The 25,070-nt window shown below is 37.3% G+C and carries 22 protein-coding genes; 5 read left to right on the forward strand and 17 right to left on the reverse strand.

Annotation, left to right across the window (positions count from 1 at the left end):
- Nucleotides 1-38: 38 nt before the first annotated feature.
- Entirely contained in the window at nucleotides 39-518 is a 480-nt protein-coding gene (locus tag J7604_RS12465; protein ID WP_293896420.1) for a nucleoside deaminase, read from the reverse strand.
- A 49-nt stretch (nucleotides 519-567) separates the two neighbouring features.
- A complete protein-coding gene (locus tag J7604_RS12470) occupies nucleotides 568-954 on the reverse strand; it encodes a hypothetical protein (protein ID WP_293896423.1) in 387 nt (128 codons plus the stop codon).
- A 193-nt stretch (nucleotides 955-1,147) separates the two neighbouring features.
- On the opposite strand from J7604_RS12470, the gene J7604_RS12475 reads away from it, so the two are divergent.
- Nucleotides 1,148-3,490, forward strand: coding sequence for an arylsulfatase (locus tag J7604_RS12475; RefSeq protein ID WP_293896426.1), 2,343 nt, complete (start codon nucleotides 1,148-1,150; stop codon nucleotides 3,488-3,490).
- Between the two features lie 167 nt (nucleotides 3,491-3,657).
- On the opposite strand, the gene J7604_RS12480 is transcribed toward J7604_RS12475, so the two are convergent.
- The 4 genes from J7604_RS12480 to J7604_RS12495 form a co-directional block, all read right to left on the reverse strand.
- Nucleotides 3,658-4,824, reverse strand: a complete 1,167-nt coding sequence (locus tag J7604_RS12480) for a chromate transporter (protein ID WP_293896429.1) — start codon at nucleotides 4,822-4,824, stop codon at nucleotides 3,658-3,660.
- A gap of 112 nt (nucleotides 4,825-4,936) precedes the next feature.
- Nucleotides 4,937-5,392, reverse strand: coding sequence for a chromate resistance protein ChrB domain-containing protein (locus J7604_RS12485; protein WP_293896432.1), 456 nt, complete (start codon nucleotides 5,390-5,392; stop codon nucleotides 4,937-4,939).
- A 15-nt stretch (nucleotides 5,393-5,407) separates the two neighbouring features.
- Nucleotides 5,408-6,163, reverse strand: a complete 756-nt coding sequence (locus J7604_RS12490; RefSeq protein WP_293896435.1) for a DUF2490 domain-containing protein — start codon at nucleotides 6,161-6,163, stop codon at nucleotides 5,408-5,410.
- Nucleotides 6,160-6,828, reverse strand: a complete 669-nt coding sequence (locus tag J7604_RS12495) for a response regulator transcription factor (protein ID WP_293896438.1) — start codon at nucleotides 6,826-6,828, stop codon at nucleotides 6,160-6,162. The genes J7604_RS12490 and J7604_RS12495 overlap by 4 nt, the downstream gene beginning before the upstream one ends.
- A gap of 259 nt (nucleotides 6,829-7,087) precedes the next feature.
- Here J7604_RS12495 and J7604_RS12500 point away from each other — a divergent pair, with 259 nt between their 5' ends.
- Entirely contained in the window at nucleotides 7,088-7,504 is a 417-nt protein-coding gene (locus J7604_RS12500) for a DUF4345 domain-containing protein (RefSeq protein ID WP_293896441.1), read from the forward strand.
- 2 nt (nucleotides 7,505-7,506) lie between these two features.
- On the opposite strand, the gene J7604_RS12505 is transcribed toward J7604_RS12500, so the two are convergent.
- Together J7604_RS12505 and J7604_RS12510 are read right to left on the reverse strand one after the other, a co-directional pair.
- Entirely contained in the window at nucleotides 7,507-8,094 is a 588-nt protein-coding gene (locus J7604_RS12505; protein ID WP_293896444.1) for a Crp/Fnr family transcriptional regulator, read from the reverse strand.
- A 139-nt stretch (nucleotides 8,095-8,233) separates the two neighbouring features.
- Nucleotides 8,234-8,641 (reverse strand): DoxX family protein, encoded by a 408-nt coding sequence (locus J7604_RS12510; protein WP_293896447.1) that lies wholly within the window; start codon nucleotides 8,639-8,641, stop codon nucleotides 8,234-8,236.
- Between the two features lie 114 nt (nucleotides 8,642-8,755).
- On the opposite strand from J7604_RS12510, the gene J7604_RS12515 reads away from it, so the two are divergent.
- Nucleotides 8,756-9,094, forward strand: coding sequence for a helix-turn-helix domain-containing protein (locus J7604_RS12515; RefSeq protein ID WP_293896450.1), 339 nt, complete (start codon nucleotides 8,756-8,758; stop codon nucleotides 9,092-9,094).
- 10 nt (nucleotides 9,095-9,104) lie between these two features.
- Here J7604_RS12515 and J7604_RS12520 read toward each other — a convergent pair whose 3' ends face one another.
- The 6 genes from J7604_RS12520 to J7604_RS12545 form a co-directional block, all read right to left on the reverse strand.
- Nucleotides 9,105-9,458, reverse strand: a complete 354-nt coding sequence (locus J7604_RS12520; RefSeq protein WP_293896453.1) for a hypothetical protein — start codon at nucleotides 9,456-9,458, stop codon at nucleotides 9,105-9,107.
- 285 nt (nucleotides 9,459-9,743) lie between these two features.
- Entirely contained in the window at nucleotides 9,744-10,415 is a 672-nt protein-coding gene (locus J7604_RS12525) for a hypothetical protein (protein WP_293896456.1), read from the reverse strand.
- Nucleotides 10,416-10,561: 146 nt separating this feature from the next.
- Nucleotides 10,562-10,747 (reverse strand): GNAT family N-acetyltransferase, encoded by a 186-nt coding sequence (locus J7604_RS12530; protein WP_293896796.1) that lies wholly within the window; start codon nucleotides 10,745-10,747, stop codon nucleotides 10,562-10,564.
- Nucleotides 10,714-10,968: a hypothetical protein gene (locus J7604_RS12535; RefSeq protein ID WP_293896799.1), complete on the reverse strand. Its 255-nt coding sequence runs from the start codon at nucleotides 10,966-10,968 to the stop codon at nucleotides 10,714-10,716. The genes J7604_RS12530 and J7604_RS12535 overlap by 34 nt, the downstream gene beginning before the upstream one ends.
- 134 nt (nucleotides 10,969-11,102) lie before the next feature.
- Nucleotides 11,103-11,579 carry a GNAT family N-acetyltransferase gene (locus J7604_RS12540; RefSeq protein ID WP_293896459.1) on the reverse strand — a complete coding sequence of 159 codons (477 nt, stop codon included), beginning with the start codon at nucleotides 11,577-11,579 and terminating at the stop codon, nucleotides 11,103-11,105.
- Between the two features lie 21 nt (nucleotides 11,580-11,600).
- Nucleotides 11,601-12,347, reverse strand: a complete 747-nt coding sequence (locus tag J7604_RS12545; protein WP_293896462.1) for a hypothetical protein — start codon at nucleotides 12,345-12,347, stop codon at nucleotides 11,601-11,603.
- 526 nt (nucleotides 12,348-12,873) lie between these two features.
- Between J7604_RS12545 and J7604_RS12550 the strand changes: the two genes are divergently transcribed.
- Together J7604_RS12550 and J7604_RS12555 are read left to right on the forward strand one after the other, a co-directional pair.
- Nucleotides 12,874-13,500 (forward strand): T9SS type A sorting domain-containing protein, encoded by a 627-nt coding sequence (locus J7604_RS12550; RefSeq protein ID WP_293896465.1) that lies wholly within the window; start codon nucleotides 12,874-12,876, stop codon nucleotides 13,498-13,500.
- Nucleotides 13,501-13,515: 15 nt separating this feature from the next.
- Nucleotides 13,516-18,288 carry a hypothetical protein gene (locus J7604_RS12555; RefSeq protein WP_293896468.1) on the forward strand — a complete coding sequence of 1,591 codons (4,773 nt, stop codon included), beginning with the start codon at nucleotides 13,516-13,518 and terminating at the stop codon, nucleotides 18,286-18,288.
- Between the two features lie 135 nt (nucleotides 18,289-18,423).
- Here the strand turns inward: J7604_RS12555 and J7604_RS12560 are convergent, their stop codons facing one another.
- The 3 genes from J7604_RS12560 to J7604_RS12570 form a co-directional block, all read right to left on the reverse strand.
- Nucleotides 18,424-20,295 (reverse strand): arylsulfatase, encoded by a 1,872-nt coding sequence (locus J7604_RS12560; RefSeq protein ID WP_293896471.1) that lies wholly within the window; start codon nucleotides 20,293-20,295, stop codon nucleotides 18,424-18,426.
- A gap of 156 nt (nucleotides 20,296-20,451) precedes the next feature.
- Complete coding sequence (locus J7604_RS12565) at nucleotides 20,452-22,761, reverse strand: arylsulfatase (RefSeq protein ID WP_293896474.1); 2,310 nt, start codon at nucleotides 22,759-22,761, stop codon at nucleotides 20,452-20,454.
- A gap of 16 nt (nucleotides 22,762-22,777) precedes the next feature.
- Nucleotides 22,778-24,631: a sulfatase-like hydrolase/transferase gene (locus tag J7604_RS12570; protein ID WP_293896477.1), complete on the reverse strand. Its 1,854-nt coding sequence runs from the start codon at nucleotides 24,629-24,631 to the stop codon at nucleotides 22,778-22,780.
- Nucleotides 24,632-25,070 lie beyond the last annotated feature (439 nt).

Below are 25,070 nucleotides of genomic sequence, written 5' to 3' on the forward strand. Positions count from 1 at the left end.
CCTCCCTCTATTACAGAAAGAAAACAAGTGAAAAAGTATCAGGGTTCGAATTCAGAAGGACTATTAACTTCTTTCCAGACAAGAAAAGGTTTTTCAGCATCTGCGACTTTCAATTGTTGTAAGGGATACTGCCTTTGCTCATTTGATTTACCGACTTCAGTGTATATGTGGCTTACACCGAACCCATGTAATGCTGCCTGTTCCAATGAAGATCCATAATAAACAGTTCTTATTCCTGAAATATAAATGGCAGCGAGACACATGGGACAAGGGTGACCGCTTGCATAAATTACGCAACCTTCCAGAAATTCTGAATTTAATCGGAAAGCAGCTTTCCTTATTGCTTGAATTTCGGCATGTGCTGTAGGATCATGAATGTGAAGTACATCATTTACCCCCTTAGCTAATACTTCTCCGTTCTTCACTATCAAAGCTGCGAAAGGTTTTCCATCATTTAAGCGAACATTTTCAATAGCTGAATCAATTGCTTCCTTTAAAAACTCTTCATTTGTTTTCATACAACTTTCAACTGCTAAAAAGTAGACATGTTCAGGGCCTCAAGTACAATCAAATAAAAGACTCTACCCATGCCTTAGCCTTTTCGACATTTCTAAAAAGTTTGGTTGGCAATAGTGGCTTATTTATTCTAAGATAAAAATTCCCTAGGATTTCACTTACATGGGATTCAACGATAATTGCCACACAAACAAGTATAGCATTGCCTTCCTTAGACAGATATTCATTGGCTTCCCTATCAACATACTTAATTTTTCTTATGTCTGCTATGGCAGGATAAATGGCCCCTTTTTGAAATATAATTCTATCTGACACTATCTTTTTAGCTTCTTTTAGCCTTAAGATAATTTCTTTATATTCTGCCCACAAGACTCCATCTTCGATCCACATCTTTATATAATCATTTTCAAATACAGAAGGTAAATCATTTTTAATCATAAAAGTAAAAAACGTAAAACATTTTTATGAAAGAAAATTTTGAATAACTATTCTTTAAAAATTAAGAGAAAGAAATATTTTTTCCCTTAACATTTTATTGCTTAATAAGGAGCACCAACATGTTTTCACTTCAATAGTTGAGTATATACAATTTATTGTATCCAATCAATAAAAACTATTAAGATCTCCAACTATGAAAAGGAAAAATCCTAACCTGAACAGATACCAACTTCCTATTCCAAGAATAAGTCCGAAAACTGTAACTCCCTTTGATATACGTAATGCAGCCAAACCTGAGCCTATTGAAGAACTCAGACCTCCTAAGGATGCACCTAATATCCTTATCGTATTGATCGATGATATGGGCTTCGGTGCTACCAGTGCTTTCGGAGGCCCTTGCTATATGCCCAACGCAGAAAGACTTGCCAATAACGGATTGAAATACAATAGATTTCACACCACTGCTTTATGTTCTCCGACCAGAGCTGCACTACTTTCAGGAAGGAACCACCACTCTGTTAATATGGCAGGAATCACTGAATGCGCAACACCTAACCCTGGTTACAATACAATAAGACCTGAAAGCATGGCCACTATTGCACAAACTCTGGTCATGAATGGATACAACACAGCTGCATTCGGGAAAATGCACCAAACTCCAGTCTGGGAGACAAGCATAGCTGGACCATTTGACCGTTGGCCTACAGGAGAAGGTTTCGAAAAATTCTATGGATTCATTGGAGGAGAAACAAACCAATGGGCTCCTTCTTTAATCGCAGGAACCATTCCGATTGATTCTCCCAATGATCCCGAATACCACTTTAGTTCAGACATCACAGATAAAGCTATCAGTTATATCAGACAGCAAAAAACAATGGCACCTGATAAGCCATTCTTTGCATATCTTGCATTTGGAGCTACTCATGCGCCACATCATGCGCCAAAAGAATATATTGAAAAATATAAGGGACAATTCGATCATGGCTGGGACAGGCAGAGAGAAATAACCCTTGATAGTCAAAAGGTATTGGGAATAGTACCTCAGAACTGTGAACTTTCGTCAAGACCAAATGACATACCAGCATGGGACAGTCTGAATGACAAAGAAAAACTTGCAGCATCCAGATTAATGGAAGCCTATGCAGGTTTTGCAGAACATACAGATCATCAGGTAGGCAGAGTTCTGTCCACCTTGGAAGAAATCGAAGCATTGGACAATACGCTTATTTTTTACATACTTGGAGATAACGGAGCCAGTGGTGAAGGAGGTATTTATGGCAGTGTGAATGAAATTGCCGCACTTAATAATGCTGCAGATACTACTGAAAATATTATAAACAACCTGGATGCTATCGGGACACCCATGGCTTATAACCATTATCCTGTAGGATGGGCACATGCCATGGACACTCCATATCAGTGGACCAAGCAGATAGCTTCTCACTGGGGAGGAACAAGAACCGGCATGATCACCCACTGGCCTAATGGTATCGCTTCCAAGAATGAGGTTCGTCACCAGTGGTGCCATGTAATAGATATAGTACCAACGATACTGGAAGCTGCAAAAATTCCGCATCCACAGTTTGTTAACGGCATACAGCAAGAACCCATTGAAGGCATCAGCTTTGTATATACATTTGATGATCCAAACGCTCCGGAGAGGCATACTACTCAATACTTTGAAATAGGTGGTAACAGAGGGATATACCATGAAGGGTGGTCAGCATGTACTATTCATTCAGTACCATGGGTATTGGCGGGTGTAAATAAACCTTTTGCCGATGACATTTGGGAATTATATGCCCCTGGCGATTGGAGTCAGGCACATAATATTGCCTTTCAAAACCCACAAAAACTAAAAGAATTGCAGGACTTATTTCTGATCGAAGCTTCAAAATACAAAGTTTTTCCGCTTGATGACAGGAAAGCTGAACGCTTCAATTCAGATCTTGCCGGACGTCCTGATCTACTGCAAGGACGTACTACCATGACTCTATATCCTGGTATGAGTCATCTTAATGAGAACACTGTTCTCAATATAAAGAATAAATCATTTTCAGTTACAGCTGAAGTTGAAATCAAAGATGACATGACAAACGGAGTTATAATAGCGCAAGGTGGAAGATTTGCTGGATGGTCACTTTATATGAAAAACGGTTACCCCGTTTTCTGTTATAACTGGTTCAACAGACAACATTACTACATTGGTAGCAGAGAGCAGCTTAATGCAGGAAAACACTTTATACATTTTGAATTTATATACGATGGAGGCGGTATAGGTAAAGGAGGAACAGGAATCCTATATGCAGATGATCATGAAATTGGTCAGGGACGTATTGATAATACTGTTCCGTTTTTATTCTCTGCCGATGATTTTATGGATATAGGAAAAGATTCAGGAGCTCCGGTTACAGATGACTATGCCTCATATCAAGCAGTTTTTACAGGAACTATTAATTGGGTAAAAATCAATATTGGCTCTGAAGTAAATGATGATCCTGCTGGTAAAGAACATGCATATTTGGTAAGGCAATAAAAAGCTGAAAGCCTAAAGTTAAAAGCTAAAAGTCAATCCAAAATCAGTGTTTGAGATAAATGACCTTGGTACAGAATAATTACAGCTTTATAAAAACAAAAAGACCTCTGATATCTCGGAGGTCTTTTGTTTTCCTATAAACATTAAGTGTGTTCTTTATTTCAATTTTATAAATTAAATACAAGTTTTAATAAAAGTCCGATTCCTGCCATGGCTACTATGATGATTGGTTCTTGTATTTTTTTGAATTTAAATAAAACAAAAGCTGTGGATAAAGCAATCAATAATGTCGGGATATCAACGAGTGTTCTTTTACCTAATACCAAGACAGATCCAGCTATTGCTCCAATGGCCGCTGCAGTAACGCCATCCACAAAAGCCTTTATAGCAGGATGCTTACCAAACTTTTTAAAATAAGGAGCAGGAAGAACAGTAAAAAGATAACATGGCAAAAAGGTAGCGGCTGCTGCTGCACATGCGCCCCATATACCAGCTGCAAGGTATCCGATAAAACCTACTGTAATTACTACCGGACCTGGTGTGATCATTGCTACAGCAACGGCATCCAGAAACTGCTGCTCGGTAAGCCATTGATATTCTTTGACCGTTCCTCCATAAAGAAAAGGAACAATTGCCAGACCGCTTCCAAATACAAATGCTCCTGCTTTTGTAAAAAATATGATAATCTGCCATATTCTGTTATTCTCAGTTTCAAACACTGAGAACGTCAGTAATAACGGCGGTGCAATCATCTTAAAACTTTTAGCCATCATAAATTTGGGAGGAGCTTTCATAAACCAGACAAGAACCCCTGCTGCGAGAATCAGCCACATATTCTCCTCTTCCAATAAGAACGTAGAAATAGCTAAGACTGCAAATATCGCCCAAAGTACCTTATCACTCCCGATACTTTTAGTGGTAAGCTTATAACTACTTAATGTTATAATTCCTATTACACAAGCACCAACTCCATAAAATATTGCCTGCATCGCAGGAATCCCACCAAATTCCGCATAAGCATATCCGAGGGCTAGAACCATCAGAAAAGATGGCAGGACAAAGGCTAACCCAACTAAAGTTGCACCAATAAATTTATAGTGTACATAACCGAGGTATATAGACATTTGTGCTGCCAAAGGCCCTGGAGCAAGCTGAGACAAAGCCATTCCTTCCCTATAATCATCTTCGGATATCCACTTATATTTTTCTACAAGATCCCTGTGCATATAACCTACCAAGGCTACAGGACCACCAAATCCTATAGTTCCAAGCCTAAGGAAATACATTACCAAATCCTTAAGAGAATAGGAAACTAAATTATTTTTTTCTTCCATGGTGTTAGATTTTTTTATTTTTTTTTTAAACCTAATAGTTACAATTTCAATAAACATTCACCTAAGTCCTTATAGGGCTTAGGTGGATGTTTATAAACTTAAAACTTATTACTTACAACTTATTAAATTCCCAACCATGCGTTTCTTCACTTACATGTTTACACCAGCTGTAAAGAGCATCATAAATAATCATTCCCTGTTTTAACATTTCCTGATCATTTATAAAATTATAAGACAAGCCAGCAGATATTGCAAATAGTCCAGAGGCCTGAGGAGCCAGATCATATCGATCCGTATCGGCAGCCCTTACTATCAATGCCAGTCGAAATAATGCGTTATCCTGAATCTCATGCTTCTTCAAAAAATAATCAAAAGTGCACTTGTCTCCTTCATGGGTATATTCAACTCCTGGGATGTCATAAGGAATTGCATCAAGCTCCCTTGCCTTCTCTATTACCTGATTGGTTGGAACGAATATGAATTCCGGTGAATCATCAATAAACCTGCTGATCAACCAGGGACAGGCAATCCTATCTATTTTGGGACGTTCTCTTGTTATCCATTTCATAATAATACCTAGCTTTTATTCATCATGCTTTCTGAAATCCAATGAATGGAAAACAAATAGCCGCACTGCATTCGTTGAAGTAAACTTGTTTCCTGAAGCCTCCTGTTGAAAAACATTCATATAACCTAGATGAACATTGAGATGCTGAGTAAACTGATATCCAAATCCTATAAAGAACCTGTTCTGATCAAAATAATTATAGACTATATTCTTCCCAAAGTTTACAAACACTTCATCCATAAGTATAAAGAATGGAGTTTTAGCAACAATATCTTTGCCTTTCAGAGGAACAAATAATGATAAATTATATCTGAGTCTGAAATTGAATGTTGTCGAATTTTGCAATTTATCATTAACAACCTTCCTGTTAAATCGCTCTTCAAGTCTTATCCATTGCAATGTCTGAAACCTGACATATTTCTGTCTCCACCAAATCTGCTGCCAGGTCCTGTTTTCCGGGCGTATTGTATTTAATCCTTTCCCTGGATAATGCTCAACAAAAGCATACCCAAGATTTAATCTGAAATTGTCACTTACAAAATAAGTCAATGCCGGTCTGATCAATAACTGAAAAGGCCTTTCAACAAAATGATCTGTCTGTCTGTAATGCAGATCCAACCAGAGTCCCCAATGATTTGACAACCGGGTTTGATTAAAATACCCAAGCCATAACTGCTCCCGCACATGCGTTTGTTTAGTTACTGTTTGCGCCTGTATATCGAAGGATACAAACAAGAAAGTAATAATAATAGAAAAAAGTACTTGCTTCATAATTCTATGATTTGATAACCTACTTTATATACATTTTTAATTTCCACTCCCGATTTGGAATTAAGGAGTTTCTTTCTCAAGTTCTTAATATGAGCAAATAGAATATTAAAAGATTCAAGATTGTCCACATCATCACCCCAGAGGTACTCTGCTAAAAGTTCTTTAGAAACAACGCGGTGTTTGTTTGCATGAAGATGAAGTAAAATATCGTATTCTGTCTTTGTCAGTTTTAAAGGCTGGTCCCATACAAATACAGTTCTTGCATAGAGATCAATAACAAGATTACCAATATATATCTTTGAATTGCTTTGAAATTTTTTCCTTCGTGTAACTGATTTTATTCTGGCAATAATTTCTTCATTGTGCATTGGAAGTACCAGGTAATCGTCCACCCCCAGCTCAAAGGCTGACAGCTTGTATTCCAGAGCATCATTGGTTGATAATAATATTAATCCCTCACTCCTGTTATTTTCAGAAAGTTGTCTCAGCCATCCATAACACTCAATCTCAATCTGGTCTATGTTAATAACAATGCAATCATATTCATATAACATAAACTTTTCAGACGCCTGCTGAATGGATGATACACTGTCGTGCAAAAAATCCTGGCTAATCTTAAGATCAGGTAAATCTGTGTCTGAAAAATTTACTAATAGGAGTTTCATTTCCACAAACATACGATTTGATTGTGAAGATTTGCTGAATAGAAATACTGTTGAAATGTCTTCAAAGAAAAAAACTATGATCTTGCGGTGCTTTTTTCGGGAATCATACCACCAATAATCTTAAAGAGGATAATTTCCAACTAAATTCTCTTTCTAAAGTCATAAAAGTTCTGACGTTATCTCACTTCTTACCTTAAGTCAAGATTTTTCATTTTTTATAACAAGATATTTGTTCGCTCAACTATTTAAATATCCTAAAATGAAAAATTTAAAATCAGTCAAAATATTCTTGTTTGCTACAGGGATGATCGGGATTATAATTGGAGCATCCCTTTTACTAATTCCAATTGCATTTGAAGCTTCGGCAGGCATTCACCTTGATAACGAGGTAAATATTTTAAGTGAGGTGAGAGCTCCAGGAGGTACATTAATGGCTGCTGGATTACTAATTGCCTCAGGAGCCTTTATATCCGGCATGACATATATATCTATTGTATTGGCAGCATTATTTTATTTATCTTATGGTTTATCCAGAACAATCAGTATAATATTAGATGGATTACCTACAGATACACTCGTAATGGCAACTGTGAGTGAAATTATCATAGGATTAATGAGCTTATATATATTATTTAAATTCCCAAAGCCACAATACCATGGCGCTAATCTTCAATAACCTTATTTAGATTTATCATTTTCCAATAATCTTTTTCTGATCCTGCTGAAAGATTCCGGAGTAACTCCCATGTAGCTGGCAATTTGGTGCAATGGAACTCTGTTTAAGAGCTCAGGTTGTGTGTTAATTAAATTCCGGTATCTTTCTTCAGGTTTATGATGGTTGAGCAAATTCATTCTATATTCCATTTTAGAATAATCCTGAGACATTAATGTGTGCACCAGGTATTTCAATTTCGGATACTTCCTGTGCAACTCGTATTCCTGTTCACGGGTTCCGGTGATGAGCACACAATCTTCTGCACAAACCAACCAATATGCAGAAGGAGCCTGCTCAAGATAGCTGGAATATAGCACTGCGGGTTCTCCTTCAAGAAAAAAGCCGGTAGTTCTTTCTTCACCATCAGCCAGCTGGTATTGACGTATACAACCCTTTAAAACAAAATAACAGGTATCACAAATATTCCCTTCTCTTTGTATGATCGTTCCTTTTTGAAAACCTCTGACATCAGTGTTTTCTGCAATAAACTGGATTTCATCTTCTTCAAATTTATTTAGCCCAGCAATAAAATCAGTCAATAGTTTTTTCATAAAAAATAGATTAAAGCTCTGTCAACCCCAATAAAAATAGCATACGAGATTCAACAATCAAAAAATGAGATATATCTTACAAAATATTCAATTAAGCTGTAAGATACATCTCGATCAATTAACTCTTTCTTTCAATTAATCATCTTGCATTTATCCGTTTCTTAACACCTCTCCCCCAAGCTATAAATGCAGCAGCCACAGCAAAGAAAATATTCACACCAATCTGAGCTCCTTCTCCCCTTGAAATGTGAAAAATAATTGCAGCAATCATTAAAGCAATAGTAGCTAATGATGCATAAACCGTAAGTCTTGGAACTATCCTCAATAAAGTCGGGAGTACCAGCCCTAGTCCTGCCAGGATATCTATTACACCGGTAAGATTTACAAGATCTGCATGTTCTGCTGTCCAAGGCCACATTGCAGCAAGTTGTTCTGCTGGTTTAAATAGTTTCATTGCTCCTGCCCAGATGAACCCTACAGATAACAGGATCTGTGCAATCCAAAGTGTAATATTCAGCAAAACAGGTACCTTTTGTTCTTTAGTCATATATAAATTCTTTTTAAATCGTTACAAAATTAACGAAATTCACTTTCGTTCAGATAGTACTATACTGTTGGATAGCGCTATCCGTTCGGATAGTATCAGATAAACAAAAATAAAATGCTGGCAAAAGGTAGTTGTCCCAAAACCATGCTGTCTATCAGAGACGCACTGGAAGCACTTGAAGGAAAGTGGAAGTTACTGATTCTGTTTTCATTATCAGACGGACCGAAACGATTCAAACAAATCTCAAAGGATGTCGGCAATATTACAGATAAAACTTTATCTAAGGAGTTAAAAAGTCTGGAAACCAACAAACTAATTAAACGAGAAGTTTATGACACCTTTCCTCCAACTGTGGAATACTCCATAACTCCACACGGTTTGTCACTGGAAAAAGTTCTGGATGAGCTGCACGTCTGGGGATTGGCTCACCGTAAAAAAGTTATCGGTAAATAATAATATTTATTCAACCCATCAGCAAATAAGAAAAACCTTCTTCTTCAAAGGATGCAGCAACAGATGCCTTATTATCAGTCATACTTCTTTCAAATGTAGCTAACTGTTTTTGAATCTCTTTAAGTTGTATATCTGTAGGATTCAGAGAGTCTTCTGATAAAGATGTATTCTTCAAGTTAAATTCTGCATCTTTCAATTCTTTGAATTTCGTATAGTCAGCAGATATAAACTCTTTGTATTTCAGCCATCTATCACGAAGCCTTTCTGTCGGCATTACGACTGCGAAATATTCAGATAGTTTCCATCTTTCTTCAATATTATCAGCTTTCATGATAATTTCAACATATCTATCAAAAGCCTGCATTTCCTGAATTCCAGCAGCTCTTTCCTTAAATCCTTTGTCAATAATAACTGTTACAATAACAAGTGCAACGCTACCTATAATCCATTTAATCAGCTATACTTTGAATTTTGCTTTCCAAACTGGAATGTCTTTTCCTCTAAAGTTTCATCAGCGATTTCTAATTGATTTAAATTATCTTTCATATTGATATCAATTTTTATAATCAAATACAATTAACATTATCAATCTCACTTTTATTTTGGTTTTATATTTCTCTATACATCAACTAAAAATCATCGTTTAAAATTACAGAAACATACCCTTTGCGACTTCCCAGGTAAATGGGCCTTCATAATCCTTAAGTTTCATTAGTTGTTCTATCTCAAGCTTTCGCCATTCCACAGTTGACTTCTCCGGGGACTCATCATTCCCTTTTGATATGCTCCATTTTTTTGCCAAAAAATTAAAACTATAATTTTTATAATCCTGAGAAGACGGATTATATTGACTTCTATCAGCACCTATCATATAAAAATCATTATCCTGATAACGAAATTTATAATTCATCATAATATCTGTACTACCTCCCTGTAAAAAAGATATATTCAAAACACCCTTAACAATTTCCATTCCCTCATACCAAGGGCCAGGCTCCAACTGATGATATGATATAAGATTATTACATTGCTCAATAAACCTGAAATTGCTGCTTTCAGGATTATAAAAGGCAATTATTAAAATAAAATGCTGAAAAGATTCTGTGTTAATTTTCCTATCATCTCTGTGCTCAATGACAAATGCAATATCTTTATAACTATCTTTATTTAAATCACCCTCAACAGTATCAACGAGATTCCAGCCTTTAGGTATAAAATCGATTACCTTTTTGCCTTCCTTTTTAACAAGAGGATACTGAAACTCTTGCCCCTGAACAAAAGTGTAATGAAATAACAATAATAGAGCGGCGAAATACTTCATTTTATCATCTGAAATTCTATACTTACATATAATACTTAATTTACCAACAAGTCTTCATATCTCAAGGAAATTAGCAAATTTAATCTTTATTTAAAACCGTCCTTCAATTAAGAAAACATAGTCATATCAAAATGCCTGTCATTCCATTACATCCATTCTCGAAATATTCCTTCATTTTTGAATCCTAATTTTGAAAGCACCTTTTCTGAAGCAATATTCCCTTGCATTACCTCTGCCTCTATCCAATTAGCATCAAGCTCACTAAATCCAAATCCTGTAACTACTTTCAATGTCTCTGTTAAATAACCTTTATTCCAAAATTCAGAGCACAATTCATATCCAATGTTTGTTCTATGTCGCTTGGTAAAATTATTAAATCTATTGTTCCGACTATGCTCTTCTGAGCCTTTAACGCAACTCCCCAACGATTTCTAACTTTGTTATTAAATCTATCTCGATATAGATCCAGAAATCTTTGTGCTTCTTGTTCCGTTCTTAAAGTTACTTTGTTATAAAATTTTGCCACTTGATGATCTCCAAAGAGCTTAAACACGTTCACCTAAGTGTTCTTGATTTATTTCGATAAGATCTAAGCTGTCTGTATGAAGTGTTGGAAATTTAGATTATTCAATTAACTTTATCTGCTTCCTAATGAATTAAAATTATCTATAACTAAGAAAGCTTTTTTCATATAGCAATTCTAAGCTTTGGACCTTTCATTTCAAATCCCTGCTTTTTATAGAATTCAATTGTTCTTGGCCACTCATCTTTGTTAGGAGCTCCAACCTCCACCTTCTTCCAGTTCATTGTTTTAGCGAACCCTAATGCAGCATCTATTAAAAGCTTCCCAATCCCTTTACTTCTGACAGTTTCATTAACATACAATTCTGTTATTACCCCAAAGTCTCCTCCATTATAGATTGCAGTTGCCTGAGTAATTGTTATTCCCCCAACTGCTTCATTTGTCTCATTATCTGCGGCAATGAATCCTGCGAAATTATCCCTGCTTAATAAATCTTTACATGTTACTTCTACTTTCGATGCATCAATGACAAAATTACTACCACTCCTTTGATTGAATCCTTTTAACAATTCACAGATTAATTCAGAAAGAACAAAGGAATCCTCGGTGGAAGCTCTATATATTGAGTATTTATCTATCATTTAGAATGATTATTTGAAAAATTAATGATCACTTAATGCTTTTTTATTTAAGTCAACTTGACCAAACCCTAACAGCCGTCGAATTGAAGTCAGGTGACTTATTAAAACTATCGGCACTATAAAGGTTGGCAACCAAATAAACGGAAAATTCAATATAGCAATGTTTGGTTGTTCAAATGCAAATTTTTGCATAGGTGAAGGTGTAGATAAAAATGCATTTACGACGATATTCAATAGAAGTCCCAAACATACAAAGTTCCAGACTAAAATTACCTGGCCGCTTAATTTCATTTTTGTCAAACCATAATAAGCGACTAATGGTGTAGTTATCCCTGCTATGATATCATAATTTCGTCCTTCAAATGTCATTAGCTCTGGTACTGCATTGTTGAGATAAAGCCAAAATAATACTAGCTCAACAGGAACCCTGACAATACTTATGTAGGTTAAATTTTTAAGTGGTAAACTATCAACGAACTGTTTCCCCATTTGAGTTGTAAACAGGAAAACGATTGTTATTATGACGGGCAATAAACCAAACAGAAAAATTTTAGGAGGCAATGAATTTATTTCAGTATTATAAATACCTTTTAGTGTCAACGCTGCTTGTAAAGCTAACCAAACTATAAGCCCAGCTATAATTCTGTTTGATTTAGCTTTTACAACTACTGAATTACTATTTTTTATTGTCCAGCCAAAAAATGTTAATGTTGCGAGTGTCGTTAGCCCAAAAATAAGTGTAATAAATACCGGTAGGTTTGCTATCATTTTTCTCTTTTATATTATATTAATGAATTCTTATGTAAAAAGTAATCAAATCAATCTCAAAAATTCAATATAGCTACTCACGTAGTCATATTGTGCTTAAAGGAAGTACTTTGTCTTTCGTACAGCTTAATCCTAAGAACAAAAACCCTTATTATAAACACTTTACAATATATATCAAAAGTACTCAATTTCCAATATTAAGACCTTGAAGAGAAAATCATGATTGAAATAAAAAAGAAAGTACATTAACAAGCTTGATAAAGGTTAAAGTGAATTGAAATAAAAAAGCTCTATTCTTCGATCAAATATTTTAGCCAATTAGTGATCTATCTTCCTCCCATACACATTACCATTAACTTACAAGATCCTGCACATACTAAACAACTCAGTTCCACAATCATACATAAATCAAAAAATAAAAGAGACTTATCCGCTTGTTGTATCTCCCTTTAAATAGATATTTTTAATGGATTTCAGCCAAAACTTTGATGCGACTGAAAACGTATTTACCTAATTCCAATTGAATATGAGACTAATCCACATGATACCATTCCTTTTACTTCTGGTATCTTTTCAAATGAGGGCACAGACTACATTAAATTTTTCTGTTACTCAAAATCCCAGTGTACTTACTGTTAATGCCGGGACCAATATATCAATTACCAACGGACAGCAGGCCGTGCTTGGAGGAGCGCCAAGTGTGAGTGGAGGCACATCTCCATATACCTTCAGCTGGTCACCGCCACTAGGCTTAAATCAGGACAATACAGCAAATCCAGCTGCTAGTCCTACTGTTTCTACAGTTTACACCATGACAGTAACAGACAGCAAAGGGTGTAGCAATTCTAAAAGTATAACAGTTACAGTCGATGGAGTTCCTGTTGGGATTTTTAATGGCTATGCATCTTCTGTCAAATTATATCCCAATCCTACAACCAGCAGGCTTTTTATATCTTCTGACCTTATTCCTGATAAAGAGCTCAAACTAGAGGTCTTCAATCCTCAGGGAATTTCTGTTTATGAAGATATTCTTTCTTCCACTAATGGAACGTTGGATGCAATGATAGATCTTCCGGAAGACATCAAAGGCTTGCTCATGATCAAGCTTTCCAGCAATGACTTGTTGCTAGTTCGTAAAATAATGGTTGAATAATTTGTCTGCTGGATTATGATAAAGAAATTCAAAAGTTCATTCAATATAATTAGTATAATATTAACTCTGCTTATACTTTCCTTCACCGGAAACCTAAGGGCTCAAAATACTATAATATACAAGGGAGATTCCATAAAACTATCTCTTGATACTTATAGAGGACAAGTAATGTGGCAAAAGGCCGCTGAATTTAGTGGTTTGCCTGTTACATGGTCTGATATTCCTGGAGCTTCTTTCAATAATTATTGGGCAAAACCGACAGAGCACACCTTTTACAGAGCAAAGGTTACGGAAGGCACTTGTAATCCCGTGGTATATTCTCCAGAAAAGCTTGTATTGATCAGTTCACAGCCAGGAGTATCCATCACAGTAACAGCACCTACAAATGTCACACACAGTACCGCCAATGTTGCAGCACTTGTTCAACGTTTAGGAGGAGATGCAAAAGTTACAGCAAGAGGTATATGCTGGGGCACCAGCATCAATCCCACGATAGAAAATACCAAGACCATTAATGGAACAGGAACAGGTTCATTTAATGCCGTCCTAACAGGCCTTCAAGAGAATACGACCTATTATGTTAGAGGATATATCACTACAGATAACATATACAGCTATTATGGCGCTGATCCTCCCAACATTCCATATTTCACCTTCAAAACACCATATCGCGTAAATGTCACAGACAACAAACAACCTGAAACAACCTTTAATACCGCTACTCTGAAAAGCGATATTTCATTCAATGGATCGAGTGTTCCGATTGTTTCAAAAGGCATTGTTTATAGAACTGTTTCCGATTACAGGATTGATAAACGCTATCCAGATCTATCAGATACCAAGACAGTTGACGGCTCCGGAAATGGTCCCTTTATAACTAATCTTACCAATCTAAAGTCAGGTGGATATTATATATACAGGTCATATGCTACGACAGCAGATGGAGTGACATATTATAGCGAGGGATGGACCTTTAAAACACTTCAGTCATTAACTGCAGTACTTTCCGGTGTGGGTCGTCTTGAAAGTAATCGTGCAGACATAGGTATTACTGTTTACGGAACAGGATCTTATTCTGAAAAGGGAGTATGTTATGGACTTTCTCCTACACCAACCATTGCAGGATCGAATTCACAGACAGGAATTCTTCTACCATTGAATCCTAATAGCAAATATTATGCTCGTGCTTATGTGATCGATTCCATTGGCACTGTTATATATGGAAATGAAATTTCATTCACAACCCTTCCACTAAATTCTCAGCCTCTGATAATAACGAATTTCGGGGCTACTCTGGAAGCAGGTATTGTCTATACCAACTCTATCATTGAAGGATCTGGAACAATCATAAATAAAGGAATTTGTTATGATGTTCCTGAAGATCAACCGGTCGTAATCATAACTACTGACAATAATAAAACTTCAGAAGGTCCTGGAAGTGGTGCTTTTTCAAGCGCACTTAATGGACTTACCAAAGAAGGGACATATTTTTATAGAGCTTATGCCACGCTCAATAACGGAACAACTATTTACTCCGGTTACAAATACTTCTTCTTTTACGACTTCATTGATGCTGATGTGCAGTTCAACAAGATTGTATCAATTCAGCATAATGCTGCAGTTTTCAGCAGCAAAGCAGAACTTATTGAAGGAACAGGCAGAGGCACGATTAGCTCAAGAGGAATCTGTTACAGTACGGAGCCTAATCCTTCTGTCGGAGATTCAAAAGTAATTGCAGCTAACAGCAGTGGTGATATACAGACAACAATCACAGGTTTAAAACCTAATACAACTTATTACGCAAGAGCTTATGTCGTAGTCAATGCTTATGGAGAAGGATACTCAACATACTATAGCGATGAACTTTCATTTACTACATTCCCCTCTCCATTGGCTTCGGTTACTACAGAAACTCCTTCTTCTATTGCTAACACCTCTGTTGTGCTGGGTGGTAAAATAATAGTTAGTGATATTGTAACTGAACGTGGAATTTGCTGGAGCTTGTCTCCTTCTCCTTCCATACTAGGTAACAAAGTTATTGAAGGTGCCGGTGCCGGATCTTTCACTATTGCATTAACAGGACTAACACCTGGCATGAAATATTATGCAAAAGCCTATGCTATTACAAATAGCAGTAGCACGATGTATGGAGATGAGGTTTCATTTACTACCGAAATCACTCCAATAACGATTTCTACCTCAACAGTAAGCGGTATTACTCCTAACAGCGCTATGTCAGGAGGCTCTGTTATATTAGAGGGCGGCATGGCCGTCAATGAGAGAGGTATTTGTTATGGCATATCAGGAGGCCCTACCATCAGCAACAGTAAAACCAGCAATGGTCAGGGTGCAGGTACTTATACAAGTACATTAACAGATCTTACTGTCAATACAACTTACTATGTAAGAGCATACGCAACAGATCATACAAATAAGACGCATTATGGAGATGAGGTAAGTTTTACAACTCCAGTAGCTACCACCTTTCAGGTCACAACTACTCCTATGACTAACATTCAGCTGTTAACTCCCACTTACAGCGGCACTTCAGGAGGAACGGTAAGTGGAACCGGGACAATATCTGCGAAAGGTGTGTGCTGGAATTCAGCTGAAAATCCAACAATCGACAATTCTAAAACTACTAATGGCACAGGTCTAAGTGCATTCAGCAGCATTGTTACCGGACTTAATCCTGGAACTACATATTATTACCGTGCCTATGCCACCAGCAGCACAGGCACAACTGTTTATGGCGAACAGTATTCTGTATATTATGCAACTACCATTACAACAGAGTTACCTTATAATGTGCAGGGTAATACTGCATCATCAGGAGGTAACGTTCCTACACCAGCTTCCGGTACCATTACAGTAAGAGGAGTTTGCTGGAGCACAACAGAGAATCCTACAATTGTCAATTCAAAAACATCCGATGGCACAGGCCCTGGAACCTATTCAAGTTCGATGACCGGATTAACGGTCAACACCACTTATTACGTGAGAGCTTATGCTACATTAAGTACAGGAAATACCTATTATGGAAATCAACGTTCCTTAACAACATATCAGGCAGGTACAGTTTCCGTAGCAACCCTTGCTGCTTCTAATCTCACTGACATTAGCGCCGAAATAGGTGGCAAAGTTATAGGACAGGAAAACATTCAGGCTCGAGGCATCTGTTATGGAACTGTGCAGAATCCTTCTTTAAGCAATAAAATCATAACAGCCTATACCTGGTCAACTGATTATTTATTTAATCTAAAAGCTACAGGATTAACTGAAAACACTCTCTATTATGCCAGAGCTTATGCTACTCTGAGTAATGGAGAAACAGTATATGGCAATCAAATTTCCTTTACTACACCATTAGGTCCTTCTTATACCATCACTACTGCTCCGGTAAGCGACATTCAGCCAAATTGGGTAATGGGAGGAGGAACCTATAGCGGGCCAGGAATTATAACGGACAAAGGTGTAGCATTCGGAATCAGCCCTAATCCTATCGCTTATTCAGCCGGAACCGGAACCAGTCAGATGCCATCTGAAACAACTACTTTTCAAGGGCATCTTGGTCCGTTACAACCGAATACGCTATATTATGTGAGAGCATATATTGCTGCTCCAAGTGGAAAAATCTTTTATGGAAATCAAATTACCTTTACTTCTGGCAGCGTGAAGGTTGACACTTACAACTCACAATTGGAAGGAATGTCGGCTACTTTGAATGGGAATATAACCCTTTATAGTGGTGCTACAATTACTGATAAAGGATTCTGCTGGAGTGCAACCAACATGAATCCTTCTATAACTGATAACAAAACCTCTCAGGGCACAGTGTCCGGATTATTCAGCACTAAGATCACTGGGCTATCGACAAGCACTATATATGCATACAGAGCCTATGCAATCACAAGCAGTGGTACGACCATTTATGGTGAAGTAATGGGCTTTATAACAAGAGATCATGCGACAATTGTGGTAGAAACAAGGGGTTCTTTTGAAAAAACGACTACCAGTTTATTAATTGGTGGAGAGGTTATAAATGAAGGAAGTGAAGTCGTCACTTCAAGGGGAATTTGTTATGATGCAACAAATCCAACACCAACAACATCAGATAGCAAAGTAATCAGTGGTTCCGGCAATGGTGCCTTCGGAGCTTTATTAAGCGGATTACAGCCCTCTACAAGATACTACTACAGAGCATATGCTATAACCAATGCCGGAAAGACTGTTTACGGAAGAGTTATTATGGGCTTTACCCTAACATATGATAACATACCTCCTCCTGCACCAGACCCGCAAGAGCCTACACCTCCTAATAATGGTGGAGGAACTGATGGTAGCGGCGGTTTCACTCCCGGAACCGGTGATCGTTATCTTATGTTCGGAAGAGTATTTGGACCAGCTAAACAGGACTGCCGTGAAGGAAGCAACTACTTCCAAGATTATAAGGCTTATGGAATTTTGTATGTGGAAGGAAAGTATACAAAAGCTTCTTATGATCAGGCGAAAACAAGCCTTGATGGCCAAATGAAAGCTAAATATTATGGTGACAAATATAGTTATTCAGTTGAATCATCTGCTGATTATAATGTTAATTACAGATATGCAGTAATCATTGAGTATAAAAAGAAAATATCTGGTTGGGACTGTTATAGTGTATTCGTAACCATAGGATATGGCAACTCTTACGATGAAGCATTAACTCACGCATTATCAAGAAAAAATAAGGATACGAACAATGGAGATAAAGCACCTTACAAGGTTCTTAAGCAGCTTCAATGGTAGTATTGTGGAAATAAAACTTTAAGCTTCTTTCCCCTATCTTTAGTTATTCTATAAACATTCAAATAGAGTTGAATAATCAAAAAAATCAAAAGCGTTCCACATTAACAGTGAAACGCTTTTTTTATCTTTATAAAACTATTTCTTATCTATATTAGCATCGTTAACAACAGCATTCTGTTGCATTCTTATTCTTCCAGCATAATCCCAATCAATCAAAGGATAAACATGATATTTCTTCGCTTCGATTTCATAAAGGTCTTTCAACTCCTTCAGCTTCTCAGGATGCTTTGCAGCCAGATTATTACGTTCATTAAAATCTTCATTCAGATTATATAACTCCCATACATCTTTGGTAGGATCTGAGACAATTGATTTTCTTTCTCCTTCGAATTGAGCAAAATCAATATAATCAGGATGATGAGCTGCTGCTGCTTTCCAACCATCTTTATAAATAGCTCTCGAACCTGCAATCGTATAATACTGCTGAGTATGTTTTGTTGGAGCATTCGGATCGGCAAAAGAAGAGTTTAGCTCTTGTCCTTCTAAAGGTGTCTGTACATAATTCTTTACCTTCTCAGGTAAGTTCAATCCTATCAGTTTAAGTGTGGTTGGATATATGTCAGTTATGTGCGCATACTGATTTCGGATCCCTCTTTCTTTGATTCCCTTTGGATAAAAGACAATTAATGGATTATGCGTACCTCCTTCTGAAAAAGCATCTTGCTTCCAATATTTAAAAGGCGTATTTGTTGCCTGCGCCCATCCCAATGGATAGTTCGCTGAAGTAATAACATCTTTCGTGCCAATCTTATCATATTCACTTAGAACAAGTTTTCTATATTCTTCACGTGTCAGTTTATCTCTTCCAAAAGCAATAGATTTCGTTGTTACCCCATAATCGGTTCCCTCCTTGCTAGCTCCATTATCTCCAATGGAAACAAATATCACCGTATTTTCTAGCTGTCCGGTTTCCTTTAAATAAGTTAATACTCTTCCAATCTCATAATCAGTGTACTCCAGGAATCCTGCATACACTTCAAAGAAACGCGCGAATAGTTTACGTTCTTCTTCAGGAAGGTCTTTCCAAGCTTTAACAAGTGAGTTACGAGCAGGAAGCGTAGCATTCGCAGGTACGGTACCAAGTTTCTTCTGATTAGCCAATACCTTTTCACGGTATACATCCCAACCAGTATCAAATTTACCTTTATACTTGTCACTCCATTGTTTATCCACCTGATGAGGTGCATGAGTAGCGCCAGGAGCCCAATAAATGAAAAATGGTTTGTCAGGAGCTTTGCTTTTTAATCTCGTAATGTAACTGATTGCTTTATCTGCAAGCAGCTTATTCAGATGTGTACCATCAGGCTTAATGTGTTCATTATCTTCAACCAGGTCAGGTTTGTATTGATCTGTAGCTCCGCCAAGGAAGCCATAGTTGTGATCAAATCCTTTGCCTGAAGGCCAGCGTGTGAATGGACCTGCATCGGTTGTTTCTTCATCAGGTGTCAAATGCCATTTCCCAAGCTGGAAAGTTGCATAGCCATTCTCATTCAATACTTCCGCAATAGTAGCTTTTTCGCTAGGTATTTTGCCATCATAACCAGGATAATCCGCCCTTACTGAATTACTGGGAAATAATCCCATGTGGGCAGAATGTGAGTTTCTACCAGTCAGCAAAGCCGCACGTGTAGGAGAACAGATACCTGTTGTATGAAAATTTGTATACCGAAGACCATTATTAGCAAGGCTATCAAGGTTGGGAGTATTGACTAATCCCCCAAAAACACTGGCAGCACCGTAGCCAACGTCATCTATTAAAATCCAAATGACATTGGGCGCACCTGCAGGTGCTTTCTTACCTCCATATATAGTTTTATAAGCTGGTTGTGACTCCTGCCATGAAATGGAAATTTTACCTTCACCTGTTTTTTCTTCCTGTGCAAATGAAGGCGACAAAGTTGTCGCTGCCAGGAACAAGGCAGTTGATATTTGTTGTATCTTTTGCATCGTTTAATTTTATTTGGTTCACTATTGAGTTATTTGTAATTCAACTGCAGGTTCATCTTACTTGAATACTTTGATGGTTGAAAGCTGTTTGATATGATAAAAGCGATAAGAAATTAAAAGCGTTTCATTTCTGAAACGCTTTTTTTCAATTCACAATTATTTTGCAGGCTCTTCCGCCAATTTAGGAGTTTCAATTAATTCAAGTACAACTTCATTTAACTTTCCGGTAAATGCAAACGGAGCCTTATATGCAGGAGTAACAGGTGTTCCCAGATCTCTTCCTACTTCCAGTCCATCATACCCGCTACTTGCATTACTTATCTTTCCAAGATTCTTTGAAGCTACTGGTTGACCATTGATAAATAAAGCGACTGATTTATTCTTTCCATCATTGTTATAAGAAACCTCAGCCTTTAATGATACTTTTCCTGCAGGAATTTCTTTCTCTGATTTAATTTCAATCAGTTTTCCATCTGCATTATAAGCAAAGGCAAGTTTTTTATCCTTAACATACAAACTTATTCCTGACAATACATTTCCAAAAGAGAATAATACTCCTTGTGTAGTAGATGTTACTTCTGCATTGGCTGTTATTGAGTAAGAGTCATTATAGAATTTAGGAGCTGCACTTCTTGATAAGAAGTTATCTTTATAAAGAACTATTTTTTTAGAATTACCAAAAACAGTTTGATTTTTTACTGCCCAGTCATCTTTTAACGGATACACGTTGTACTTCCATGCTTCTGCTTCAAAAGCTTCTGCAAGCTCTTTAACCTTTTCAGGATATTTTGCTGCCAGGTCGTTTTGCTCATTAAAATCTTCACGTACATTATACAAATACCATCTCTCTTCAGATGCAGGAATTCTTTTTGTGCGATCATGCGGGAATGATGCTTTCCAACCATCTTTATAAAGACTATGAGAACCTGTCATTTCCTGATACTGAATATTATGTCTTTCTGCTACACCCTTATTGGCAGGATCTATAGTATATCCAAGACTTGTACCTTCGATCGGCTCCTGTGGATAACCATTAATGACTGTTGGTACTTTCACTCCGGCAAGTTCAATTGTAGTAGGAAGAATATCATTTACATAGGAATACTGATTGCGAATTCCTCCTTTATCTTTAATCTTTTTCGGATAAAAAAGAATTAAAGGATCATGAGTACCGCCTTCGAAGTTTCCATAACTCTTATAAAAACGGAAAGGTGTATTCGTTGCTGCTGCCCATCCGTCAGGCCATAGAGCCGAAGAACTTTCAGTACCCAACTTGTCGAGATTCTTCACTTCCTGCGCTAAGACCTGCTCACGAGTATCATCAGGGTTTGTGGTAATAAATCTTCCAAATTCTTTTGCACCACCTTCTGCCCCATTATCTCCAATAAGTAGAGCTATAAGAGTGTTATCAAGCTGACCCAATTTTTCAACATAGTCAATGATACGACCGATCTCATGATCTGTCTGAGAAAGAAAACCTGCATATACTTCCATATGACGCAAATAAACTTTCTTCTCATCTTCTGATAATTTCTCCCATGGCTTCACACCCGGATTGGCTGGAGGCAATGTAGTGCCTGCAGGAACAACACCTTTTGCTATTTGATTCTTTAATACTGTTTCCCTGTATTTATCCCAACCAGCATCAAACTTTCCTTTGTATTTGTCTATCCATACTTTGGAGACCTGATGAGGCGCATGTACTGCACCAGGAGCAAAGTAAAGGAAGAATGGCTTATCAGGAGCTGCTGCCTTCTGTCCAGCAATAAAATTAATTGCTTCATCGGCAAAAAGTTCATTTACATGTCTTCCTTTGGGATCTTCCGGTTCTCTTTGTGTATCACGGTAAAGAATCGGATGCCATTGATCACCAGCTCCTGTTTCAGGAGGAAACCCATAGAAGTGATCAAAACCACGCCCTGTAGGCCAGCGGTTGAATGGCCCTGCCTGCGTAGCATCAGATGGATGCGTTAAATGGTATTTACCAACAGCAAATGTATTGTATCCATTTTCACGAAGAATTTCTGCTGCAGTGGCTTTTTCAAAAGGTAAGTATCCATCATAGCCAGGCGTATCATAAGAAGTACTTGCAAAAAATCCAAAATGGGCAGAATGGGTATTTCTTCCTGTTAGCAATGCTGCTCTAGTCGGAGCACAGTATGCCGCAGTATGGAAGTTTGTATAACGTAGTCCTTGATTGGCCAGACGATCAAAATTAGGTGTCTCAATTAAACCACCAAATGCAGTGGAAGCTCCATAACCTATATCATCGATAAGTATCCATATAATGTTGGGAGCACCCTCGGGAGCTTTTGGTTGTGTTTGTGGCCGGGACTCTTTAGTTTCCGCAAGTGTTTTTCCTATCTTTCCTTGGAAGGGTTGTGTAGGACTGTGCTGTGCATTGGCATAAAAACCAATTGTAAGTAAACTTGCCGATGCAAGTATTTTAAATTTATTTGATCTCATTTTTAGTTTGATTGTTTTATTTTTTCTGTTCTGCTGTAGTCTTGATATTTTGCTTGATATAATACTCTATGTCTATCAAAGGATAGATATTATATTTTTCAGCTTCCTGATCATACAAGGCCTTCAGCTCCTTTAACTTTTCAGGATATTTCTTCGCTAAATCATTACGTTCATTGAAGTCTTCGTTCAGATTGTATAATTCCCAAACATCATTATCAGCATTGTTTACAAATACCGGCTTGGTTTCCCCCAGATATGAAGCAAGATCCAATGGATTTGGATGGTGTGCAGCAGAAGCTTTCCAACCATCCTTTACTATTGCTCGGTTTCCGAATATTGTATAATACTGTTGTGTATGTGTACTCGGAGCATTCTTGTCTTTTATTGCATAAGCCAGACTGTTTCCATGTAGAGGCTTCTGATTGATATTCTTAATTTTTTCCGGCTGCTGAATCCCTGTTAAATCAAGAATGGTTGGATAAATATCAATCACATGTCCGTATTGATTACGAATTCCACCTTTCTCACTAATAGCCTTGGAATAAGAAAAGATCAAAGGATTGTGTGTTCCACCTTCAGCATTTGCATCTTGCTTCCATAACTTAAAAGGAGTATTAGTTGCTTGAGCCCATCCTAAAGGGTAATTAGCGGAAGAGATAACTTCTTTACCACCAATTTTATCATATTCACTCTGAATAAACTTTTTATAATCTTCACGAGTCAAAGCATTTGTCACACCTGAAGTTACGTTAGGGTTTTGCGTGGTTACTCCATATTCGGTCCCTTCTTTACTTGCACCATTATCCCCTACAATGACAAAAAAAGCAGTGTTATCAAATTGTCCGGTTGTTTTCAAGTGTGCAATCAAACGTCCTATCTCAAAGTCTGTATATTCTAAGAAGCCAGCATAGACTTCCATGAATCTAGCATTCACCTTTTTTTCTTCAGGTGAAAGGTCTTTCCATGCATGAAGGAAACTGTTTCTATCAGGTAACTTAGCATTGGCCGGAATTACACCTAACTTCTTCTGATTGGCAAAAACTGTTTCTCTATAAACATCCCAACCTGCATCAAATTTCCCTTTGTATTTATCACTCCATTCTTTCGCTACCTGGTGAGGCGCATGTGCTGCTCCTGTTGCATAATAGAGGAAGAATGGCTTATTAGGAGCGATAGCTTTTTGTTTGGTGATATAACTGATAGATTTATCTGTAAGCAATTTATTTAAATGACTTCCATCTGTTTTTACATGTTGATTGTCTTCTACAAGATCCAATTTATATTGATCCGTTGCGCCACCCAGGAAACTTAAGTTGTGATCAAAGCCCTTACCAGATGGCCATCTCAGAAATGGCCCAAGATCCGAATATTCTGAGCCCGGTGTTAAGTGCCACTTCCCAACTTGATAAGTGCTATACCCATTGGCCTGTAAAACTTCTGCTACAGTTCCATTCTCAGGTTGAATATATCCGTTGTAGCCTGGAAAGTCGGCATAGATAAACGGAGGTGGAAATAATCCCATACCTACTGAGTGATGGTTACGTCCTGTAAGTAGGGCTGCACGTGTAGGTGAACAGATTCCTGTAGTATGAAAATTTGTATATCGAAGTCCATTATTGGCTAGTGTATCCAGATTGGGAGTATTGATCAGGCCTCCAAAAGTGCTTATTGCTCCATACCCCACATCGTCTAAAAGGATCAACACTACATTAGGAGCTCCTTCTGGAGCTGCTTTGTTAAACTCGAGTTTATATGGTAAAGACTCGGAGGCATTTTTGGCAACCTTGCCTTTCCATTCTTGTGTCTGTTGTCCTTGGGATGCTAGTGCTCCGAGCAAAAGCATGGATGAAAATAGTATTTGTTTTTTCATAGTGATTAAAATGAAGGTTTAATTTATACTATCTCTATTGACTAAATAGGGATTAAATCCTTATAAAAGCCCTTCAAAGTATTGAAGGGCTAAGTACATTCTTTAGATCTTAACAAGAGTTCATTATTACAATGAGCATATAATATAAATGCTCATTGTATTCAATACTCTATATACACCATCCTTAAAAGAAAATGATGCTAGAGAATTGATGTGTTTTATCATTTATTCACAATTCTTATTAAAATGACAATAGCATTCTAATAGGTCAAATAAAACCATAGATAAATTAAACTAATAAAGTCTGAAAGGCAGTTTGGTGGCTGAACGGCCTGGTGGTGAACAAACATACCAAAAAGGAGAATATAAAAAAATAGATTGACGAATAACAGCCTGATGAACGCTAAACTCTTCCGAATTCATACCTAAGATTTCGGGA

This window comes from Sporocytophaga sp., assembly GCF_017745095.1.
Taxonomy (GTDB): domain Bacteria; phylum Bacteroidota; class Bacteroidia; order Cytophagales; family Cytophagaceae; genus Sporocytophaga.

What these genes read in the sequence shown, in the direction of transcription:
- J7604_RS12510 (WP_293896447.1), bottom strand. Translation starts at nt 8,641, where the DNA reads ATGACTAAAGAACAAAAGGTACCTGTTTTGCTGAATATTACACTTTGG.
- J7604_RS12480 (WP_293896429.1), bottom strand. Translation starts at nt 4,824, where the DNA reads ATGGAAGAAAAAAATAATTTAGTTTCCTATTCTCTTAAGGATTTGGTA.
- J7604_RS12485 (WP_293896432.1), bottom strand. Translation starts at nt 5,392, where the DNA reads ATGAAATGGATAACAAGAGAACGTCCCAAAATAGATAGGATTGCCTGT.
- J7604_RS12465 (WP_293896420.1), bottom strand. Translation starts at nt 518, where the DNA reads ATGAAAACAAATGAAGAGTTTTTAAAGGAAGCAATTGATTCAGCTATT.
- J7604_RS12555 (WP_293896468.1), top strand. Translation starts at nt 13,516, where the DNA reads ATGATAAAGAAATTCAAAAGTTCATTCAATATAATTAGTATAATATTA.
- J7604_RS12540 (WP_293896459.1), bottom strand. Translation starts at nt 11,579, where the DNA reads ATGATAGATAAATACTCAATATATAGAGCTTCCACCGAGGATTCCTTT.
- J7604_RS12550 (WP_293896465.1), top strand. Translation starts at nt 12,874, where the DNA reads ATGAGACTAATCCACATGATACCATTCCTTTTACTTCTGGTATCTTTT.
- J7604_RS12520 (WP_293896453.1), bottom strand. Translation starts at nt 9,458, where the DNA reads ATGCAGGCTTTTGATAGATATGTTGAAATTATCATGAAAGCTGATAAT.
- J7604_RS12470 (WP_293896423.1), bottom strand. Translation starts at nt 954, where the DNA reads ATGATTAAAAATGATTTACCTTCTGTATTTGAAAATGATTATATAAAG.
- J7604_RS12490 (WP_293896435.1), bottom strand. Translation starts at nt 6,163, where the DNA reads ATGAAGCAAGTACTTTTTTCTATTATTATTACTTTCTTGTTTGTATCC.
- J7604_RS12500 (WP_293896441.1), top strand. Translation starts at nt 7,088, where the DNA reads ATGAAAAATTTAAAATCAGTCAAAATATTCTTGTTTGCTACAGGGATG.
- J7604_RS12495 (WP_293896438.1), bottom strand. Translation starts at nt 6,828, where the DNA reads ATGAAACTCCTATTAGTAAATTTTTCAGACACAGATTTACCTGATCTT.
- J7604_RS12505 (WP_293896444.1), bottom strand. Translation starts at nt 8,094, where the DNA reads ATGAAAAAACTATTGACTGATTTTATTGCTGGGCTAAATAAATTTGAA.
- J7604_RS12560 (WP_293896471.1), bottom strand. Translation starts at nt 20,295, where the DNA reads ATGCAAAAGATACAACAAATATCAACTGCCTTGTTCCTGGCAGCGACA.
- J7604_RS12525 (WP_293896456.1), bottom strand. Translation starts at nt 10,415, where the DNA reads ATGAAGTATTTCGCCGCTCTATTATTGTTATTTCATTACACTTTTGTT.
- J7604_RS12515 (WP_293896450.1), top strand. Translation starts at nt 8,756, where the DNA reads ATGCTGGCAAAAGGTAGTTGTCCCAAAACCATGCTGTCTATCAGAGAC.
- J7604_RS12570 (WP_293896477.1), bottom strand. Translation starts at nt 24,631, where the DNA reads ATGAAAAAACAAATACTATTTTCATCCATGCTTTTGCTCGGAGCACTA.
- J7604_RS12565 (WP_293896474.1), bottom strand. Translation starts at nt 22,761, where the DNA reads ATGAGATCAAATAAATTTAAAATACTTGCATCGGCAAGTTTACTTACA.
- J7604_RS12545 (WP_293896462.1), bottom strand. Translation starts at nt 12,347, where the DNA reads ATGATAGCAAACCTACCGGTATTTATTACACTTATTTTTGGGCTAACG.
- J7604_RS12475 (WP_293896426.1), top strand. Translation starts at nt 1,148, where the DNA reads ATGAAAAGGAAAAATCCTAACCTGAACAGATACCAACTTCCTATTCCA.